Below are 20,446 nucleotides of genomic sequence, written 5' to 3'. Positions count from 1 at the left end.
TATCGTGGCGAAGTCGATCGGAAGTCGTCATCCAACGATGACTCGCATGGCTCCAACCAGAAAGAGAGAGCAATGTCTTTACTCAAAACCATTGACCCGGATCCATCGTTTGAGCCAAAACATCGAACCGCCGAGCCGGATCGCCTCATCGCGGGCAGCCCCGCTTTCAAGACCTGGTTGCAGGACACAGCGAAGGAGGGCAGAGTCAATACCGGCGTCTTCGAGGCGACGCCCGGAGAAACGCACTCCATCAAGGGCGAAACCTTCGAGTTTTGCTATCTCCTTCATGGTGTGATCGAATTGACCGAGACGGGTAAGGAGCCAATCATTTATCGTGCGGGCGACAGCTTCGTGATGAAGCCCGGTTACGTCGGGGTTTGGAAAACAATCGAAACAGTGCGAAAAATCTTCGTCACAGTCACCTGATCAAAGGAGCGGGTGAAGCCTTTTGCAGGTGGATTGTCGCCCTATTCAATGGTGGGAACAGATCGATCTGGCAGTCAGAGCTCTCGATCGGCTGATCCGGAAGAGGATGGGCGGCCAGCTGCCCATCACCTTTTCAATCCCGCTCGTGCTTGCAGCCGAAATCATTCTAATAGCGGCTGGTACGTTGGTATCGTCTGGATACAGCGCGAACCTTCGAGACTCCACCCCGGCATTGGAAACGCGAGCCGTCGATGTTTCCAACGGGAACTAGAGATCAATGAAATGGATCAACCCATGCAAACCGAAGCGTACACTCTTGCGCCTTTCGAGGCTCACCATCTGGATGGTGCCTTGGCGCTTTCGCGTGCAGCGGGTTGGCCGCACCGAAGAGAAGACTGGGAAATGATATGGTCCCTGAGCGAGGGACATGTTGCCCTCGTAGGTGATCTAGTGGTGGGTACAGCTCTCATGACTCCCTTCGGCGACACATGCTCGACCATCAATATGATCATTGTCGACGAAAACCAGCGCGGGCGAGGGCTGGGTAGACAGTTGACCACCGCAGCAATGGAACTTGCTGGGGAACGCGAATGCCGTTTGACGGCCACAAATGATGGCTTGCCCCTATACGAGAAGCTGGGGTTCGTTGCGACGCATCAAATCGCCCCCCATCAGGGTGTCGTTGCTCGGATTGATGCCCCTGAAAATATTGAAGCGGTCGGGCCGGAAGCCATCCCGGCAATCAAAGCGCTTGATCGGGCAGCTTACGGCGCCGACCGCGACGCCCTGTACAACATCCTGGCGAAGGAGGGTACGTTCGCCGCCATCCGGAACGAGGAGGGTATCGTTGCCTTCGCGGCCACGCGGCTGTTCGGGATGGGCGAAGTCATCGGTCCGGTAGTTGCAGCGAATCTTAACCAGGCGAGGGATTTGATCTCCTTTATACTCTCTGGCAAGGAAGGACGCTTCGTGCGAATTGACATTCCCGAACAGAGCGGCCTGTCGTCGGTGCTCCAAGACTGGGGACTCCCCCGCGAGGGTGGGGTCGTTGCAATGGTTCGGGGTGCAAAGCGTCTGTCCAGCATATCGCCAAGTCGGACTTTCTGCCTGGCGAGCCAGGCGATTGGCTGACCGTGGGTTAACCGTCGGTCGTTATACCTGGTGCGAAACCAGTGCATTTTTGCGAGGCCCGCAAGACGCCCGACGTCGAATCGTAACCTCAAGTTGTCAGGTTGTGAATCGGCCGTTTCTCCGCCTTGGGAAGCTGATATTCCCCTGATTGTTCCCTAAGCAACCAAATAGCTCCTTGGAAGCGCGGGGGGCCTGGTTGTGGCTCCCAGTTTCGACCCATCCTGCAAGGATGACCGCCGACACATCCTCGACCCGGCGGACCGTGCTCGGGTAGAGGGCATCCAAACGTCGGAAGTGTTCGGGACACTGGAGTAGATGCTGATTGCTGCCACTCCTACGAGACGTTAAGAGTGTTTTCCAGTAGGTGCTCTGTGCCCAGATTCCCGCCGGCTCGGCACGATCAGAGCCCTCCCACCTCGACTCTGGAACCGTCAAAGAACCGGGACAGGCGGAAGGGCGTGGGATCAACGCAAGGCTTATCGTTGGCAATCAGGTCAGCGGCTAGGCGACCGATGCCCGGGCCAATACCGAAGCCATGGCCGGAACCACCAGCGGCCAAATAGAGACCTTTCACATGGTCAGACGGCGAGATGACCGGAACCGCGTCTGGCGTGCAATCGACGTAGGCGCCCCAACTGTCGGCGACTTCGATCCCCGCCAGTGCAGGAAACTGCTCCGTCACACCTTTCAAAATAGCTGCGACCGTCCGGCGGCTCGGCGTCGGGTCGAGAACGCGGATCCGCTCGAAAGGCGAAAGCGTATCATTGTTCCAGTTCGCAAAGGCCTCCGGGCCACGGAACATGGATTTGCCGACGCCGAGTTGGACTGCTTTCAGTCGTTTCAGAAACATCGGCATGAACCAGCGCGCGTAGCGCAGGCCTTGCGGCGTGAGATCCAGGGTCGCCCTGCCGCTGATGGCGAGCGTGTAGCTGCCATCCAACCTGCGCGTCAACGAGCACTCCGGAGTATAGATCGCCTCGCCTAGATTGGCTGTCGGCCGCGTACGAACTGCGGTCTGACGAACGCTTGCCTGAGGGAATTCAACGCCATACCGTCGGCAGAACAAGGATGTCCACGCACCGCCAGCGTTCAGAACGGCCTGCGACCTGATAAGCCCTTTTTCAGTGATCACTCCAGCGACTGCACCATTGACGATATCAAGGCCCCGTGCCGCACATTCCTGGTGGACAGTCGCGCCAAATTTGCGTGCGCCGTTGGCGATCGTCGGCGCGGCAATGGCCGGTTCACCTTTGCCATCGTCGACTGAGTGGACCCCTCCGAGCCACCGGCGGCCGTCCGCCGGAATTCTGTCATGCGCTTCTCGTGGGCTTAGCATCTTCGTGTTGACGTTGAATTGCCGGGCGATATCCAGCCATTGTTCCCATTCCGCCAGCTGCTTTGGGTCATCTGTCGCGTAAAACAGACCGCATTGGCGGAAGCCGACGTCTTCGCCGATTTTGGCTGACAGCTGGTCCCATAACTGCATGGAAATGCCCGAGAGCGGCAGTTCGCGCTCATCGCGATTCTGCCGACGGCACCAGCCCCAGTTTCGGCTCGATTGTTCGCCACCGACATAGCCCTTTTCCACCAACGCAACGGACAGCCCCCGCTCTGCGAGACAAAATGCCGCCGACGCGCCGATAATGCCGCCGCCGATGACGACGACGTCCGCCTTCGCGGGAAGCTCTTCGTCGCTTTGTATGCGTTTGAGGAGTGGTGACATGGAGTCTGACCTGCGTTGTTAGTCGGAATTGTTTTTGGGTAATAGCGTTTCGGCGAGCTCGGCGATCGCATCGACTTCGACGAGATAGCTGTAGTGAAGTTCGGGCACCGGAACGACCGAGCGAGCCGGACAGACGTCCCCAGCCGTGCTACCTAAACCTGGTCGAGGCGAGGCCAATTGGTTGCGCCGGCGATATAGGCGGTCACCCCGACGAGATCAGCCGCGGTTTCGGTCTTCAGATGGCCGAAGCGACACGCCTCAGGCCGTCGGGCCGGCTTTTGAGCCGCGTTAATTGCCCGCCAAACCGGTCCGCGTCCAAAACCAGAAGATGCGTCTCCAGCATCTCGATCCTGGTCCGGCCGCCAAACGGCGTCGGGCGCATCCATCGTCGCTGGATACATGCGCCCGATCTCCCATTCGGATTTCATCTTATCGCCAAACCATACCGGCGAAAATTAATGCTCTGCGAAGGCTCCATTCAGGTGCGAATTAATGATGCTGGTGTAAATAGCCTTGGTTGGCGTTAATTCGCTCAAGGACGGCAATCTCGGTCTCGATCTCGAACTGGAGATTGGAACTACCGGAGAAAGCCCCGTTAAACGCGGCCGTTCCGATGGTAAACCCTGCTGCACCAGATCGTACCACGGCAGCCATTCTTTCGCGGCTGTCGATCGAACCGGCAACAACCACTGGCTTTTCAACGGCCTCGCACACCCGGGTCATAAGCGCCTCGACATCGCCGTCGAAGCGATAAGCGAGCAGATCGAGGCCGCTGACGCCGTCGATTGCCGACAATTGACGAGCACTTTCTACGATCGTATCGATCGTTCCTTCGAGCTTGCTTGGATGACCCTCAATCTTGCCAGGGAACGGATAGTAGCGGATGTTCCTGCTGGCGATAAGCGGCAGAACGACATTCGGTCGGGTTCCACCCATCAAGACGTCAACGCCGAGGTCGAGCGCGGCCTGCGCAGATTGTCGCTCGCTCTCCTCGTCGAGGCTGACGACTTCGAGGTAGAGCGTGGCACCTGCTGCCCTGATTGCTGAAGCAAGGCCCACAAGTTCATCGAATGGCAAGCCAATATCCTTGAACCCCACATGTGTGATGCCCGCGGCAAGCACATCCTTAACGCGCTCAGCCGCGTCGGCAACGGTCCTGTCCTGATTGGTCAACATGAATATGAATGAGGGAGAAGTCCGAGACATCGAAAGCGCTCCTAGATTGCGTTGAGTAGCAGTGCCTGATCGAAGGCGTAGCGAAGAGAGGAATGGTCGGCCTTACCTTGGCCCGCGATGTCGAATGCGGTGCCGTGATCAACGCTGGTACGGATGAAGGGCAAACCGATAGTGACGTTGACGCCGTTGTCGATGCCGAGATACTTGACCGGAATGAGACCCTGGTCGTGATATTGCGCAACGACGATATCGAACTCGCCTTTGCGTGCCCGCATGAAAACCGTGTCTCCGGGCCACGGACCGGATGCATCTATGCCAAGCTCCCGAGCTCGGCTGATCGCCGGCGCAATAATGTCGAGATCTTCGCGTCCGAACATGCCGTTTTCACCGGCATGGGGATTGAGGCCGGCGACGGCAACGCGGGGCGAAGCTGCACCATAGGCCTTGCCTGCCCAGTGCGCGAATTCGATCGTTCTGAGCACAGAATCCTGTGTCACCAGCTCGATGGCATCGCGTAACGAGACGTGGATCGTAACCAAGATGACACGCAGTTCGTCGTTTGCCAGCATCATCGCAAACTTGTCGGTCCCGGACCGTTCTGCGAGAATTTCAGTATGGCCGGGATAGCTGAGCCCGCCCTTCTTCATTGCTTCCTTGTTGATCGGCGCGGTAACGATTGCCCCAATATTGCCCGCCAGTGCTTCGTCCACCGCTCTCACGACATAGTCGTAGCTGGCTCGGCCAGCGCGCCCGTCGACTTGACCGATGGGTAGATCGTCGGGCAGATCGGAGACGTTGAGAACGGCTATGAATTTGCCGTCTAGGATAGCGTCACTGACGGACTCAACGCGCTGCACCTGAAGAGGCAGATCGAGGGCCCGGACAGCGCGTTCCATTACCCTGGCGTCACCAATCACCACCGCCCGCTCCGGCAGTCCGTCCGCGAAAACGCCCGCGACAATTTCCGGGCCAATCCCGCAGGGATCGCCCATAGTTATTCCAATTGGTTTCTTCATTTCTTATCTCCAAGCCATAGGCCGCGAAGCACTTCGGCTGATTTCAGCAGAAGATTCGGTGAGCCGAAGCCACCCGCTTTCGTGATGATGCCAATCGGATTCGAACCGGTTACGCGTCCGATCGGAACTCCGGGCTCGATCTCGCCTAGAAGCTCCAGCGAACCGACTTCAAGTTCCCTTAAAATGGATTCGGCGGTGTCTCCGCCGGTCAGAAGAATTCCTGTCACGGGATGACGCTCGATGATCGCGCGTGCTGCCTTGCCAAGAGCGATCGCGATCGCTCGGGGATCAGCGGACGTGTCGCCCTCAGATGTTGTCAGAAGGATGTCTCCACTGGACGCAGATCGGTCTTGTTGCCCAACAGCGTTTTGGGCCGCCAGAAGGGGAGAGCGCGACGCCTCCGCAGCGTCGATTGTGATTTGCCTGACATTGCCGGCATTTATGAGCTTTGAGCATTGCTCGCGGCTCCGTGGGTTGACGCTGCCGACGACGAAGAGGTTTACCGATGCCGCGAGGGAAGATGGTGCGGTGTCATCGGCCAGAGCCACAGAGATCGCCAAGGCGCTCGCTAGCCCCGGAGAGCCGCACCAGAGGATGGATTTTGGATCCGCGGCCGATCTCACCAGCAGGACCAGATCATCCTGCATCACCGCATCGGCAATCACCAATGTCCGGCCGTCCGCGACAAAATCACCCGGCTTCAATGTCCGAACCTCCGCAAGCCTGAGATAACGGACTTCCGTGTCTGGGATACCTGGAAACAGAGCGCGAAGATCCGAGTCCTTCACGGGATGAAGGGGATCCCTTGCAAATTCGGTTTCTTCCAACGGCACGCCGTGGAGAAGCTGACGCCCTTTTTCGGTGGTCCGCCCACCATCGGGAAAGGCCGGAGCAAGAACCGCCAGCGACCGACCGGAAGCCGCGAGTGCGGACGTTATCTCAGCTTCAAGGTGGCCGCGAATGGTAGAATCCACGGTATTGTAGAGGACATCGGCCGACGCCAGGCTCTTTGCCGCCCATGCCGCCCGTTCGGCAGCGTCCTCCAAGGATGCTGTGCGGCTTTTCTTGTTCACTGAGATGATTGCGACGTCTTCCGGTGGCGTTTGCCGATGATCGGCGAACACAATACATCTGTGCCCCATGCTCACGAATGGCGCAGCGCCATCGGTTGCACTAGTCAGATCATCGGCTAAAATTCCTACCTTCATGATCGCTACCCGTCAGGTTTCTGTCGAACAACGATGATATTAGCGCTATTACTTCTGACGAAAAAACGACGATTTCGAACAGACATCCGTTCCTCAGAGTTACAGATATGGCCGCACGACTACCTTCTCTGTCCACCCTCAGGGCCTTTGAAGCCGCAGCACGTCATCTAAACTTCAGCCGCGCAGGCGATGAATTGTGTGTTACGCACAGTGCCATCAGTCGGCAGATCCGCTCGCTTGAGGAAGATCTGGGAGTAGCTTTGTTCGAACGACGAAACAGGGCCGTTTTCCTCACCGAGGCGGGACGACGCCTGCTGGCCACGATGAGTGATGTGTTCCGCAACATTGGCGATTGTTGCAATGAGCTCAGAGTGGGGATTTCGGCACCACTGGTGGTCTCGTGCGAACCGACGTTCACCCAACGCTGGCTTATCCCTCGATTGCCGCATTTCAATGCGCTTCATCCAGATGTCGAGGTCCATCTGTTGGCTGCGGGCGGTCCGGTGAATTTCGACAGGAGCCATGTCGATTTAGCGCTACGGAGGAACGATTTCTCCTGGGCGCCGGAGATCTTTGTGGAAACGGTGGTCGAAGAACGCGTTGGACCCGTGTGCGCACCCCACCTGTTGGTCACCGGCAGCACGGATATCCTCTCGTTGCCACGCATTCATTCGGCCACCCGTCGTGATGCCTGGCCGCGGTATATCGCTGACGATCAGATTCCAGATGCCAATCCCGTCGCCAGCCAAGTGTTCGAACATTTCTATTTAAGCATCGAGGCGGCAATCGCCGGGCTAGGCGCCGCGATTGGTCCAGAGCCGTTGGTGGCCGACGCTTTGAAAAGCGGACAACTGGTCGCCCCGCGGGGGTTCTCCAGCAACGGGTATAGATATATCCTGTTAAGTCGCCTTCCCATTGAAGACGACGCTCGGAAACGAAACTTCCTCTCCTGGCTCCGAAGGCAGTTCAACACCTGACGGGCAGACGTACGTTAGGCTCTTCACCTCGCGTGTTCTTCTTTGCAGCGGTTATTCACCGCTTGCCGTTTGCCGGCGTCTCCAGCCAGTGAACCGAATATCGGGGAGGCGGTGGAGAATTCGTGCCATAGGCGCGCCAGGTTTGTTTCTGCGCCCCCATTGCGCCCAGCGTGGGCGTTTGGCCAATCTCATGTCAAATCCGGGAATTCCATTTGACCAGGCGCCTGCCACGATTCCAAACACCGCTTGGCCACTGGCAGGCCAGAATTAGATCGAAACTTTTCTTACTCGCTACCTGGAGGCTGATGCCGGATAAATTCATCCACCACACTGACGAGATGGCTGGGATCGCGGCCGAGACGGTCGCAATGCGGCGATAGCCGGCTTTCAATACCAAATCGCCCAATCGGATCTTATAAGTTGGGACCGAGTATATTGGTCCTGGCTTCTATGATGTGATCGTACATGTTTCGCTCAGCCTCTCTGCTATCGCGATCTTTGATCGCGTCGAGAATTGCCTGATGGCTGGTGATATAGGCCTTCATGCGCTCTGCGGTCAGTGATTGTTCTTTCATTTTGCCCCAGAGGTTTCCCGCGCGCACTGCGTGGATCCCTTCATAGAGGGAAGCAAGAAGACCGTTCCGCGCGGCTTCGACGATAATGCGATGAAAAACCGCGTCCCATTTCTCGAACTCGCTTAGCGATTCCGAGGAGTTGCCTCGGCCGATCGATTTCTGCATTTCTTCGATTTCTTGCCTCGTCGCCCTTAACGCAGCCAACGCGGCGATTTTTGGTTCTATAATCAGCCGAGCCTCGAAAACTTCAGCCGGATAGGTACGCAATGCGTCTCCTTCATTGCTCAACGGGCGACGAAGGGCGCTTGAGCGCATGCCACTCCCGGCGATAAAGGTTCCTCTGCCGACATGCCTGATAAGGCGTCCTTCCTTCTCCAAAGCACCAAGCATCCGTCTAAGGGCGGTGCGTGGCAGCCCGAGTTTCAGCGCCAAGTCTCGTTCAGGAGGCAGTCGATCCCCCGGCTCCAGACCTTCCGCCTCAATGAAGTCTTTCAGCATCACGCTCATGCGCCCTCCAATATTTATTTTCGAAACCAATTTGATCTATATTGACACCAATAGCAAGACCAATGCTTATATTAATCACGGTTCAGGGCCAGATTGGTAGCGAACGGCGGCCGTAGTCCAAGGGGTACAAGCTATGCAGTGCCCCCAAGAAGGATAATCAGAGGCAGCATGCCTAGAGCCGCGACACACATCGCAAATGAAATGCTGCGTTGAAAAGGAGATGCATCGATGGTCGCTAAAATAGAAGCTGTTAACGCAGGCGACGCGGCAGTTTCAGTGCGCGGCCTGACGGTCGACCTCCCGAAAGGCATGGAGCGAGCCCACGCCGTCGAAAACATCTCCTTTGATCTCAAGCGGGGTCAGATCCTGTGCATTATCGGCGAGTCTGGTTCGGGCAAGTCGGTAACGGCGAACACGATTATGGGTCTCCTGCCGAAGATAATTCGGTGTTCGTCGGGGTCCATTCATCTTGACGGAACCGCCATCGTCGACGCGTCGCCGCAAAAGCTGCGGGATATGCGCGGCCGGGTCGTATCGATGATTTTTCAGGATCCCCTGTCGGCGCTCAACCCTCTGATGACGGTGGGCGAACAGATTACGGAAGCCATGACTGCACACGGTGTTGGCACAAAGGCGTCGCGGCGCAGCCGGGCCATCGAATTGCTGACTGAAGTGGGTCTGCCCGATCCGGAACTCATGTATTTCCAATACCCTTTCCGGCTTTCAGGTGGCCAACGCCAGCGCGTGATGATCGCGATGGCCCTGGCGCTCGAACCGAGCGTCCTGATCGCCGACGAGCCGACCACCGCACTCGACGTCACGACCCAGGCGCAAATTCTCGAGCTGATCCGGGACATTCAACGCCGCAAAGGCATGAGCGTGATGTTCATCACCCATGATTTCGGCGTTGTGGCAGAGATCGCCGACAGTGTCGTGGTCATGGAGAAGGGGCGTATTGTCGAACAAGGCACCGCCGAGCAGGTCCTGAATTCACCCGCCCACCCCTATACCAAGCGCCTGATAGCCGCCGTCCCGCGCCTGACCGGCGAGGATCGTGTCCCCCAGGAGACCGCCAGCAAGGGGTCTATCTTGAAGGTTGAGGGATTATCCAAGACATATCGAAGCGGCAGCGTGCTGTTCGGCGGCCAGCGTGTCGTGAATGCGGTGAACGATGTTTCCTTCGACTTGGCGCATGGGCGCACTCTGGGCGTCGTCGGAGAGAGCGGTTCTGGCAAATCGTCGCTAGGAAGGCTTCTGATCAAGCTTCAGGACAGCGATGGTGGTCGCATCCTGTTTGAGGGCCACGACATCGCCAAGCTTTCGGAATCGGAGTTCCGTCCGCTGCGGCCTCGAATCCAAATGATCTTTCAGGATCCTTTCGCGTCGCTGAACCCGCGGTCCACCATCGGACAAATCCTGACTGTAGGACCCGTAGCGCACGGGATGTCCTACTCCCAGGCGCGTGAGGAAGCACGAGCGTTGCTGTCACATGTGGGCCTCGATGCAGGCGCCTACGGGCGCTACCCGCACGAATTCTCCGGCGGCCAACGTCAACGCATCGGGATCGCTCGGGCCTTGATGTTCAAACCAAAACTTTTGGTTGCTGATGAGGCAGTCTCTGCTCTCGATGTGTCGATCCAAGCTCAGATTCTCGAGCTGCTGGATCAGATCCAACGAGAGACCGGCGTATCGATGATCTTCATCACCCATGATCTGCGCGTCGCCAGCCAGATCTGCGACGAGATCGCAGTGATGCAGAAGGGGCGGATTGTCGAACACGGTCCGCCGTCTCAAATCTTCCTGAATCCGCAATCGGCCTACACGCGTGAGCTGGTGGCGGCCATTCCAGGAGAGCGGCCGAGAAACACTCGGATGAATGCTGCGAACTATTGAGAGCTACGGCGCCTAGCGTCACTCGGGAGGAGAAATCATGACTAAAGATCTAACGACCAAATCCACCTATTCACGACGTGACGCGCTGCGCCTGATGGCAGCGGGCAGCGTCGCGAGCTTTGTCGCACCCAACCTGCTCGGCAAACCTGCTTATGCGCAAACCCCTCCAACAACTCCGTCGGGCCGCGTGGTCGTCGGGCTTTCCCAGGAACCCACCGTCTTCAATCCGCTGATGGCACATATCGAGGTCGATGATGCCGTGCATTTCTCGGTCTTTGATGCGCTTTTTCGAATCGACCCAAAGGGCGTTCTTCAGCCCAATCTAGCAGCTGAGGTGCCAAGCCAGAAGAATGGTGGGATCTCGCAGGACGGCCTCCAGTGGCGCATTCGTCTGCGTGACGACGTCCGCTGGCACGATGGCAAGCCGTTCACGGCCGACGATGTGAAGTTTACTCTCGAACTCATCACCAACCCGAAATTCCGCGCGTGGCGCACGGGTGGGCATTCTCTGGTCCGCGATATCAAGGTGGTCTCGCCGACTGAGATCACCTGGCGGATGGAGAGCGTCTTCGCTCCATACATGTCGTTTCTTGCCGAAACCTTCATTGTGCCCAAGCATATCTTGGAAAAAGAGGCAGACCCTAACGCGGCCGCCTTCAATCAGGCACCTGTCGGCACTGGTGCATTCAAGTGGGCGCGGCGCATCGCAGGCGATCATATCGAACTCGTTGCCAACACCGAATATTTCGGGGAAGGCCCATATGTCGAGCGGGTCGTCTTTAAATATATCCCTGACATGACGGTACTCTACACCCAATTCAAGAGTGGCGATATCGACCTTACGGACCAAGCATACATTTCCGCTGATCACTACCAGGAAGCCAGCAAACTGCCGCGTCGTGTCGTGAAGCTGCAGCCTGGGGCATCGGTCGAGTCGATCTATCTCAATCTTGAGAAGCCACAATTCAAGGATCCGGCGGTGCGCCGTGCGCTTTATGCCGCGATCGATAGAAAGGCTATCATCGACGCAATCTACTACGGCGTCGGGACCGTCACCGAGACCTTCATGCCGCAGCAATCCTACTACTACAATCCCGATCTGCCGGCGCAAGAATTCAACCTCAACCTCGCGCGCAAACTCCTCGATGAAGCCGGATGGCTGCCGGGGCCGGATGGAGTTCGGGGGAAGAATGGAGTGAGACTTGCCTTCGCCAACTCAACGACTTCCGGCAATAATCTTCGGGAACAGGTGCAACAATTCCTGCAGCAAACCTTCGCTGAGATCGGCGTCGAGATGACCATATCGAATTTGCCAGCGGCAGTCATGTTTGGCGAATTCTGGCTTAAGTCACAGTTTGACTCGGCCATCTCCGGAGTAGCCCATCTCATTGCAGCGGATCCGGACGCAACGAACCGCCTGCATTCAAGCGCAATCGTTGCGAAGGGCGGAAAGGGGTCCAACGTCGGCCAGTACTCCAATCCCGAAGTCGACGCGCTGCTCAAAAAGGGTGCCCAAACCTTTGATCCGGAGGCACGGCGCGCGATCTATCTTCGCGTGCAGGAAATCGTGCGGCAGGACCTGCCGTTTCTGCCGCTGTTTTCCGCTACCTATGTGATCGGGCGCAAGGAAGGGCTAGAGGGCTCCGAGTCTAACGCCAACACTCGAACAGCTTCCTGGCATGCTGCAGGATGGCATTGGAAGCGATGACCTTCGCTGCCGCCGTCGCGGATTGCGACGGCGGCAATCTATTGACGTTGTCATGAGGAGACCTAAATGCGCGGCTTCCTGATTAACCGGCTCTGCCAGAGCCTTGTCCTTCTCCTGATCGTTTCGGTCATCGGCTTCGTCGTCCTGAACCTGATCCCAGGTGGCCCGTTGGCGCAATTTGGACTCGATCCCAGCATGACCCAGGATGACCTCAACCGACTGAAAGAACAGCTGGGGCTCAACCGTCCACTGTGGATGCAATATCTAGACTGGGCCTGGCGCCTTGTGCAGGGTGACTGGGGCCATTCCTTCCGCGACGGTGCGTCGGTTCTGGACGTGATTGGACGGCACCTTTTTGCAACGCTGTTGCTAATGGGGTCTTCCACGATCATCGCGATCGCCATTGGTACCTGGATCGGTATTCGCGGTGCTACGCACCGGTATTCTGTCTTTGACTACCTCGCTACGGTCGGCGCAATGGTGGCGCTGTCGATCCCGACCTTCTGGTTCGGGCTGGTTGGGATTTACGTGTTTTCGCTCCAGTTGGGCTGGCTGCCGGCCGGGAACATGTACACAATTGGGGATGGCTCGGCCTTAAATTACATGCACCACCTGATTTTGCCGAGCATAGTGCTGGCCTTGGTCCATGTCGCCATCTGGAGTCGATACATGCGATCCGCAACGCTTGACGTTATCAGCCAGGAATTCGTCAAGACAGCACGCGCGAAGGGACTGAGCGAGCGCCGGATCTTGATGAAGCATGTCGTTGGCAACGCGTTGCTGCCGATGATCACATTGGCTGGAATGCAGCTCCCCAGCGTCCTAACGGGCGCCTTGGTCACCGAGACTGTGTTCACCTGGCCGGGAATGGGTCGACTGTTCCTGGATAGTCTAGGCTATAGCGACTACCCGGTTGTCATGGGCTTGCTGATGTTCTCCGCAATCCTTGTCGTTCTTTGCAATCTTATCACCGACATAGTCGTCGCAATCATCGATCCCCGCATCCGCCTGAGCTAGGCGCACCACAAGATGCACAAAAGGAGTCAACCACTATGACCGCGATCGCTGCGAAATCGGGCCAGGACCGCTGGTGGAACAGCCGAACCACACACCGCTTTTTGGGCCATCATCTGGCTCTGCTCGGAATGGTGATGATCGTCTGTTTGACGCTGGCTTGCGTTTTAGGTCCCCACCTGCTGCCGTACGATTCGCTCTATATCGATCTACGTGCCCGATTTTCGCCGCCGCTGACCGGCTACCACTATCTAGGCACCGATCCGCTGGGCCGGGATGTGGCCGCGCGGCTCTTCATGGCGGGACGAACCTCCCTACTGGTTGGCTTTTCGGCAATGCTCTTGTCGACGCTCATCGGAACGTTTGTGGGCGTCATCGCAGGATACCGTGGCGGCTGGATCGGCACGATTCTAATGCGGACAGTGGATGGTTTTCTATCCTTCCCTTCGATCTTTCTGGTGCTTGCCCTCGCCGCAGCACTGAAGCCCGGCCCGATCATGATTACCGTCGTTATCGCAGCCTCCAGTTGGATGGAGGTCGCCCGGATTGTCGAGGCTGAGGTCCGGTCGCTCCGCGAGCGCGAATTCGTTCAAGCCGGGCGCATGCTGGGGCTGAGCGGCACGCATATAATGTTCCGAGAAATCTTGCCGAATGCCATCGGTCCGATCATCGTCGCTGCCACTCTGACCGTTGCCCGGGCGATCCTCATGGAGGCCTATATCAGCTTCCTCGGTTATGGAATCCAGCCGCCGCTGCCCAGCTGGGGCAACATGCTGAATGGCGCGCAGCAGTATCTAAACAGTGCGCCGTGGCTGGCCATCATTCCTGGTGCCGCCATCACCATTGCGGTCACCAGCTTTAACTTTATCGGCGACGGACTGCGTGATGCGTTCGATGTTCGAGCTGATCACAGCTGAGGAAACGAGCACCCGGAACGCCAACGGACGAAGCTCCTGAGGTGATGAAACATGTTTCGAGGTGATCGCCATAGGCGAGGCGCCGGAAACGTCACGTGCTTTCGATGAACAACGATTGTGAATCCCAACGCTCCCATAGGAGATAACGGCGTTCACGCATGTCCTTAAGGAATAAAATTATGCCCGCCGAGGTCCAAAAAGTCAGTGACAGCGCCTCTTTTCCGACCGAGGTGGACGTCGCGGTCATCGGCGCAGGAATTATTGGTACCTGCACGGCCTATGAACTCTCGCGCAGAGGGGTGTCCGTTGCTCTGCTCGAAAAAGGCATCGTTGGCGGCGAACAGTCGAGCCGCAATTGGGGCTGGGTTCGTCAACAGAACCGCGACATCCATGAACTAGCCCTTGCTATGTACAGTTTGCGGCGCTGGGAAGAGTTGGGCCCCGAGATCGGCCGCGATCTCGGTTTTCGTCGAAGTGGGATACTTTATTGCACTAAGAACCAGGCGGATGTCGCCCGCTGGGAAAAATGGGGCCAGACCGCGCGCCTTCAAGGATTTCATAGCCAGATACTCAGTGCTTCCGAGACCAACGAACGGGCCTCAGGCGGCACGTCCTCCTGGGTCGGTGGAGTCTGGTCTCCGTCTGACGGGAGAGCGGAGCCCAGTCTTGCTGTGCCGGCCATTGCCGAGGCAGCAAAGGAAAACGGCGTATCGCTCCATCAAAACTGTGCCGTTCGGGGCCTCGACGTTGCAAACGGCCGCGTTACAGGAGTGTGGACTGAACGGGGTCTTGTGAAAGCCAGCACAGTGGTTTGTGCCGGAGGTGCATGGGCCTCCCGCTTTTCTCATCGACTTGGAATAGAGCTTCCGGTCGCGAACATCGCCGGGACAGCGATCAAAACAACCCCGGCGCCCGAGGTTGTTCAAGCAGGATGCCTATCGGGTTCAAACTTCGTGATGCGGCGGCGGATTGACGGTTCCTATACGATCGCTGTACCCGGACATGGCACGCTCGACGTCACACCGCGTGGAATGCGATACGCGCTCAAATTCTACCAGATGTATCGCAGCAAGATCGGCAAGAAGCTCAAGTACCGCCTTAACAGCAGCTTCTGGAATGGCCCCGACGCCATTGGCAACTGGGAGAATGACGAGATTTCGCCGTTCGAAAAGAACCGCATTCTGGACCCCGCGCCCGATGGGGAGCTCGTCAAGCTGGCCGTGAAGAACCTTGAAACGGAATACCCGGCGCTGAAGGGGATCGGGGTCGAGCGCGCTTGGGGAGGTCTGATCGATACCTCTCCGGATCTCATTCCGGTGATTTCGGAAGTGGAGGGACTGTCCGGCTACGTGATTGCCGCGGGCTTTAGTGGCCATGGTTTCGCAATCGGCCCAGGGGCTGGCCGGCTGGTGAGTGAGATCGTGCTGAACGATAGGCCGATGACTGACCTCTCACCCTACAGATTAAGCCGTTTCACAGATGGCTCCTCGATCAAACGTCCGGAAATGATGTAGGCGGCAATCCGTGACCGCAGGCCGAGGATTCGTTTCACTGGTGTGGGTAGTTGAAACTATAACCAGACGACGGCTCGCGTTAGGACATCTGCCGACAGTGGCTCGAGGGTCGTCGTTGAACGGCGAAACGATGCCCACGAACAAAAGAATAGGGAGGCTGAGCTGTGGCCATCGAACGATACATCGTGCCCCGAACCATCCGGACTCGCGCCGTTATCAACAAGGATAAATACGAAAAGTGGTACGAGGAGAGCGTTGAGGACCCGGACAAGTTCTGGGGCAAACATGGAAGGCGCATCGACTGGTTCAAGCCCTATACCAAGGTCAAGAACACCTCCTTCAAGGGCAAGGTCTCGATCAAGTGGTTCGAGGACGGCCTGACCAACGTTTCCTACAATTGCATCGACCGTCACCTGAAGACCCATGGAGAGCGCACGGCGCTGATCTGGGAAGGCGACAACCCCTATATCGACAAGAAGATCACCTATAACCAGCTTTACGATCAGGTCTGCCGGCTGGCCAACGTCTTGAAGAAACACGGCGTCAAGAAGGGCGACCGCGTCACCATCTACATGCCGATGATCCCAGAAGCGGCCTATGCGATGCTCGCCTGCGCCCGTATCGGCGCGGTGCATTCGGTCGTGTTCGGCGGGTTCTCGCCGGAAGCGCTGGCCGGCCGAATCATCGACTGCCAGTCCACCTTCGTGATCACCTGCGACGAGGGCGTGCGCGGCGGCAAGCCTGTTCCGCTCAAGGACAATACCGATACGGCGATCCATATCGCGGCCCGCCAGCACGTGATCGTCAACAAGGTCGTGGTGGTGCGCCGCACCGGCGGCAAGACCGGCTGGGCGCCCGGCCGCGACCTCTGGTACCACCAGGAAATCGCCACCGTGAAGGAGCATTGCGAGCCGGCGAAGATGAAGGCGGAAGATCCGCTGTTCATCCTTTACACATCAGGTTCGACCGGCAAGCCGAAAGGCGTGCTGCACACGACCGGCGGCTATCTCGTCTTCGCGGCGATGACTCACGAATATACGTTCGACTACCATGACGGCGACATCTACTGGTGCACGGCGGATGTGGGCTGGGTGACCGGCCATTCCTACATCGTCTACGGACCGCTGGCGAACTGCGCCACCTCGCTGATGTTCGAAGGCGTGCCGAACTTCCCCGATCAGGGCCGGTTCTGGGAAATCATCGACAAGCACAAGGTCAACATTTTCTACACGGCGCCGACGGCAATCCGCTCGCTGATGGGCGCCGGCGACGAGTTCGTGAAACGCTCCTCGCGGACAAGCCTGCGTCTGCTCGGCACAGTCGGCGAGCCGATCAATCCGGAAGCCTGGGAATGGTATTACAACGTGGTCGGCGACAAACGCTGCCCGGTGGTCGATACCTGGTGGCAGACGGAAACCGGCGGCCACATGATCACGCCGCTGCCTGGGGCCACCGACCTGAAGCCGGGTTCGGCGACCGTACCGTTCTTCGGCGTGAAACCGGAACTGGTCGACAACGAGGGCAAGGTGCTGGAAGGGGCGGCCGACGGCAATCTCTGCATCGCAGACAGCTGGCCCGGCATGATGCGCACGGTCTATGGCGACCACGAGCGGTTCATCCAGACCTATTTCTCGACCTACAAGGGCAAATATTTCACCGGTGACGGCTGCCGGCGCGACGAGGATGGTTATTACTGGATCACCGGCCGCGTCGACGACGTGCTGAACGTTTCCGGCCACCGTCTCGGCACGGCGGAAGTGGAGTCGGCACTCGTCTCCCACAGTCTCGTGTCCGAGGCCGCTGTCGTCGGGTATCCGCACAACATCAAGGGCCAGGGCATCTATTGCTACGTCACCCTGATGTCGGGTCACGAAGGCAATGACGCGCTACGCCAGGAACTGGTGAAGCATGTGCGCCAGGAGATCGGCCCGATCGCGCAACCCGACAAGATCCAGTTCGCACCCGGCCTGCCGAAAACCCGCTCCGGCAAGATCATGCGCCGCATCCTGCGTAAGATCGCCGAGGACGACTTCGGCGCGCTCGGGGATATCTCGACGCTTGCCGATCCCGGCGTGGTCGACGACCTGATCGCCAAGCGGCGGGATTGAACAGGCCGCAGCGCCCGACGAGGCGCAGACGATATCGAAACTGAGAAGTGAAATTGAAATTACTCGGTCCCCCAAGGGGAACGAAAGACACGGCCATCGCATCTCCGGCCGTGTTTGGTTCCATTTTTCCTGCAGAGAGGCCGGGCTGAAACCGATCCGTAACATCGTTCGGAGACAAGTTCCGCTACGCTGGGCGCCGGTGTTGCAACAGATTATGATACGGTTCTTACAACTCGTCGCGCTTCGACTACGCCGCTGGTTCACTGTCCTCGATTACAATGCCATCAACCGGCGGCCCAACGCGCATGCTACTTGAGACATGGCGCCAAAGGGCGGAGATCCCCAGACGCCTTCCCGGGTTGTCTTTCCGAACTGACAAATTCGCAGCAAGGCCCATCAGCGTTGATCGAGCAATTTGATCTGGAGATCTTCCCAGTGCTCTCTGAATGCCTCCCGCGCTGTATCGTAGTGGCGGCTTCTCAAGCTGCTGATGAGCCTTTCGTGTTCTTCCGCCATTTCGTCGGCAGTGGTGTAGAAATCTTGCCGTTGCACGAGGAGAAGCTCGATCTCGCCTTCAAGTCCTGAGTAGGTTCGCTTCAGCCGGGCGCTGCCACTAGCGGCGATGATCGCCCGGTGGAAGTCTCTATCCGCAGTCACCAGCAGTGACTTGTCGGAGGATAGCGTTGAAGTATGCATAACCTCGACCGCCTCCAGCGCCTCTGATGGGATGACCCCGGTCAACACGATCAGACGAATGGCCTCGCCCTCAATGGCGCCGCGCATGCGCGTGATATCGACGATGTCGTCTGGGCCAAATTCAGGCACCATAAAACCGCGGTTAGGTATCTGACGCAGCAGGCCCTGCGTGACGAGCACCTGGGCTGCCGTACGGAACGTGTGCCGTGAGGTCGAATGATCCTCACACATCTTCACGTCACGTAGGAACTCGCCGGGTCGGAAATCTCCCGACAAGATGCGCTGTCGCACGGCGTGGGTCAGTATTTCCACCGCGCTCGCGGGTAGGGGTTCGAGGTTCGTCTCAGCAGTTTCCGTTTGATTCGTGAGGTACTCTGGCGGCATGGCTCTGGCTTCGGTGGCGATTGTGTTCCCATACTTACGCCATATGCGGCGGCTCAGAACAAGGGAGATGAACTGTGGCTTCCGGCCGCTGCGTGTCGGGCCTCAAATCAGCACGGACCGAAGCGCTTTATCGACGCCCTCGATCAGACGCGTCGCGTTGGCCGATGTAAAGATGAGCGGTGGTCGGATCTTTAGGATATGGGCATCCGCTCCCGTCGCGGAAATGAGAATGCGCTGGTCGCGCAAGGCATTGACGACTGCAAGGGCACGGTCCATGTCTGGCGTTTTCCGATCCCGATCCTTAATAAGTTCGACGGCGAAATAGAGACCGGTCCCTCGAACATCGCCGACGAACTCGTAATTCTTCTGGAGGTCACGGAGGCCATGTAGAATTTCGCCACCGAGGTTGGCGGCGTTGTCCATCAATCCCTCCTCGATGATCGTGTCAAGCACGGCCCTCGCAGCCGCGATGGCGACCGAGTTACCGCCGAACGTGTTGAAATAGCGCATGCTGGATCCGAAATCGGCGACGAGTTCGGGTCGAAGGACTACGCCGGCGACGGGATAGCCGTTGCCCATGGGTTTTCCCATGGTGACGATGTCCGGATCGACCTTGTGACGGCTGTGACCCCAAAGATGGGTTCCGGTCCGCCCAAATCCCGATTGCACCTCATCGGCGATGAACAGACCGCCGGCCTTGCGTACTATCTCCGCTACCGGCGCCAGAATGTCGGTCGGATCGACATAGAGACCATCGGAGGAGAAGGCGGAGTCGACGATGAAGGCCGCAAGGCCGCCGCCATGCTGCTCTATGTCTGCGATCTGCCGCGTGACATCCTCCGCCATCCGGCGGCCGATTTCCTCGACGGGCAGCCGATAAGAATCTGGCGCAGCGACCGTCCGAAGATAAGGATCAAGGGCCGACTTCCTACCGAGTGACGGCGAGATTGCCGCGACCGCTCCGCTGTTACCGTGATAGGCTTCGGCCGTGACGATGACACCGGTTTTGCGAGTGTGATAACGTGCGATCCGCAAGGCGAGGTCGTTGGCTTCCGAGCCGGTACATGTGAACATCGCGCATCCGGTCCGGCCGAGTTCGCCGCCGAACGTACTGATCAGGGCCTCGGCGTAGTCCAGCAGGGGCTCCTGCATATAGCGCGTGTGGGTGCAGAGGATTTCGAGTTGCTTCTGGATTGCCTCGACCACACGCGGATGAGAGTGACCTAGCGATGCTACATTGTTGTAGGCATCGAGGTATTCGTTACCGTGCTTGTCATAGAGGAAGACGCCCTTGGCACGAGAGATCTCCACCGGCGACTTGTAGAAGAGCCGATAAGCAGGCCCGAGCAACCTTTGCCGTCTAGCGACATGGGCCAGATCTTCACTCGTGAGATGAGACGTGTCCTGAGGGTTGAAGCCATTAGGCATGTCGCCACGGTATCCTTTTGGCAGGGTGGTCGCTTGCTTGAACAT

Annotated in this window: 16 protein-coding genes; 9 read left to right on the top strand and 7 right to left on the bottom strand. The window is 58.1% G+C overall.

The annotated features are described in order from the left end of the window. Positions 1 to 72 precede the first annotated feature (72 nt). Together C5J24_RS12845 and C5J24_RS12840 are read left to right on the top strand one after the other, a co-directional pair. Positions 73 to 426: a cupin domain-containing protein gene (locus C5J24_RS12845; RefSeq protein ID WP_105404685.1), complete on the top strand. Its 354-nt coding sequence runs from the start codon at positions 73 to 75 to the stop codon at positions 424 to 426. A gap of 294 nt (positions 427 to 720) precedes the next feature. Then, on the top strand, positions 721 to 1,557 hold the full coding sequence (locus C5J24_RS12840; RefSeq protein ID WP_172723942.1) for a GNAT family N-acetyltransferase: 837 nt from the start codon (positions 721 to 723) through the stop codon (positions 1,555 to 1,557). Positions 1,558 to 1,957: 400 nt separating this feature from the next. Here C5J24_RS12840 and C5J24_RS12835 read toward each other — a convergent pair whose 3' ends face one another. From C5J24_RS12835 to C5J24_RS12815, 4 genes are all read right to left on the bottom strand, one after another. Continuing rightward, positions 1,958 to 3,280, bottom strand: coding sequence for an FAD-binding oxidoreductase (locus C5J24_RS12835; protein WP_105404688.1), 1,323 nt, complete (start codon positions 3,278 to 3,280; stop codon positions 1,958 to 1,960). A gap of 489 nt (positions 3,281 to 3,769) precedes the next feature. After that, positions 3,770 to 4,486: a 4-hydroxythreonine-4-phosphate dehydrogenase gene (locus C5J24_RS12825; RefSeq protein ID WP_105404689.1), complete on the bottom strand. Its 717-nt coding sequence runs from the start codon at positions 4,484 to 4,486 to the stop codon at positions 3,770 to 3,772. Between the two features lie 11 nt (positions 4,487 to 4,497). After that, complete coding sequence (gene pdxA, locus C5J24_RS12820) at positions 4,498 to 5,472, bottom strand: 4-hydroxythreonine-4-phosphate dehydrogenase PdxA (RefSeq protein WP_105404690.1); 975 nt, start codon at positions 5,470 to 5,472, stop codon at positions 4,498 to 4,500. Beyond that, complete coding sequence (locus C5J24_RS12815) at positions 5,469 to 6,680, bottom strand: four-carbon acid sugar kinase family protein (RefSeq protein ID WP_105404691.1); 1,212 nt, start codon at positions 6,678 to 6,680, stop codon at positions 5,469 to 5,471. Before C5J24_RS12815 ends, pdxA begins: the two co-directional genes overlap by 4 nt. Positions 6,681 to 6,787: 107 nt before the next feature. On the opposite strand from C5J24_RS12815, the gene C5J24_RS12810 reads away from it, so the two are divergent. Then, a complete protein-coding gene (locus C5J24_RS12810) occupies positions 6,788 to 7,657 on the top strand; it encodes a LysR family transcriptional regulator (protein WP_105418312.1) in 870 nt (289 codons plus the stop codon). A 413-nt stretch (positions 7,658 to 8,070) separates the two neighbouring features. Here C5J24_RS12810 and C5J24_RS12805 read toward each other — a convergent pair whose 3' ends face one another. Continuing rightward, positions 8,071 to 8,739, bottom strand: a complete 669-nt coding sequence (locus C5J24_RS12805) for a FadR/GntR family transcriptional regulator (protein WP_105404693.1) — start codon at positions 8,737 to 8,739, stop codon at positions 8,071 to 8,073. Positions 8,740 to 8,967: 228 nt separating this feature from the next. Here C5J24_RS12805 and C5J24_RS12800 point away from each other — a divergent pair, with 228 nt between their 5' ends. The 6 genes from C5J24_RS12800 to acs all read left to right on the top strand — a co-directional run bounded on the left by C5J24_RS12800 (position 8,968) and on the right by acs (position 17,893). Beyond that, a complete protein-coding gene (locus C5J24_RS12800; protein ID WP_105418310.1) occupies positions 8,968 to 10,632 on the top strand; it encodes an ABC transporter ATP-binding protein in 1,665 nt (554 codons plus the stop codon). A gap of 37 nt (positions 10,633 to 10,669) precedes the next feature. After that, positions 10,670 to 12,340: a peptide ABC transporter substrate-binding protein gene (locus C5J24_RS12795; RefSeq protein WP_105404695.1), complete on the top strand. Its 1,671-nt coding sequence runs from the start codon at positions 10,670 to 10,672 to the stop codon at positions 12,338 to 12,340. A gap of 66 nt (positions 12,341 to 12,406) precedes the next feature. After that, positions 12,407 to 13,357 (top strand): ABC transporter permease, encoded by a 951-nt coding sequence (locus tag C5J24_RS12790; protein ID WP_105404696.1) that lies wholly within the window; start codon positions 12,407 to 12,409, stop codon positions 13,355 to 13,357. Between the two features lie 35 nt (positions 13,358 to 13,392). Beyond that, the gene (locus C5J24_RS12785) at positions 13,393 to 14,271 is read left to right on the top strand and encodes an ABC transporter permease (RefSeq protein ID WP_105404697.1); all 879 of its coding nucleotides are present in this window, start codon (positions 13,393 to 13,395) and stop codon (positions 14,269 to 14,271) included. A gap of 179 nt (positions 14,272 to 14,450) precedes the next feature. Beyond that, positions 14,451 to 15,785 carry an FAD-binding oxidoreductase gene (locus C5J24_RS12780; protein ID WP_105404703.1) on the top strand — a complete coding sequence of 445 codons (1,335 nt, stop codon included), beginning with the start codon at positions 14,451 to 14,453 and terminating at the stop codon, positions 15,783 to 15,785. Between the two features lie 164 nt (positions 15,786 to 15,949). After that, a complete protein-coding gene (gene acs / locus C5J24_RS12775) occupies positions 15,950 to 17,893 on the top strand; it encodes an acetate--CoA ligase (protein ID WP_105418308.1) in 1,944 nt (647 codons plus the stop codon). A 396-nt stretch (positions 17,894 to 18,289) separates the two neighbouring features. Here acs and C5J24_RS12770 read toward each other — a convergent pair whose 3' ends face one another. Together C5J24_RS12770 and C5J24_RS12765 are read right to left on the bottom strand one after the other, a co-directional pair. Beyond that, positions 18,290 to 18,901: a GntR family transcriptional regulator gene (locus C5J24_RS12770; protein WP_245446627.1), complete on the bottom strand. Its 612-nt coding sequence runs from the start codon at positions 18,899 to 18,901 to the stop codon at positions 18,290 to 18,292. Positions 18,902 to 19,075: 174 nt separating this feature from the next. Then, a complete protein-coding gene (locus C5J24_RS12765; RefSeq protein WP_105418306.1) occupies positions 19,076 to 20,446 on the bottom strand; it encodes an aspartate aminotransferase family protein in 1,371 nt (456 codons plus the stop codon).

This window comes from Neorhizobium sp. T25_27, from assembly GCF_002968565.1.
Lineage (GTDB): Bacteria > Pseudomonadota > Alphaproteobacteria > Rhizobiales > Rhizobiaceae > Neorhizobium > Neorhizobium tomejilense.
Note: the sequence above shows the minus strand (reverse complement) of the source record. Positions and strands in the feature narration are given on the sequence as shown.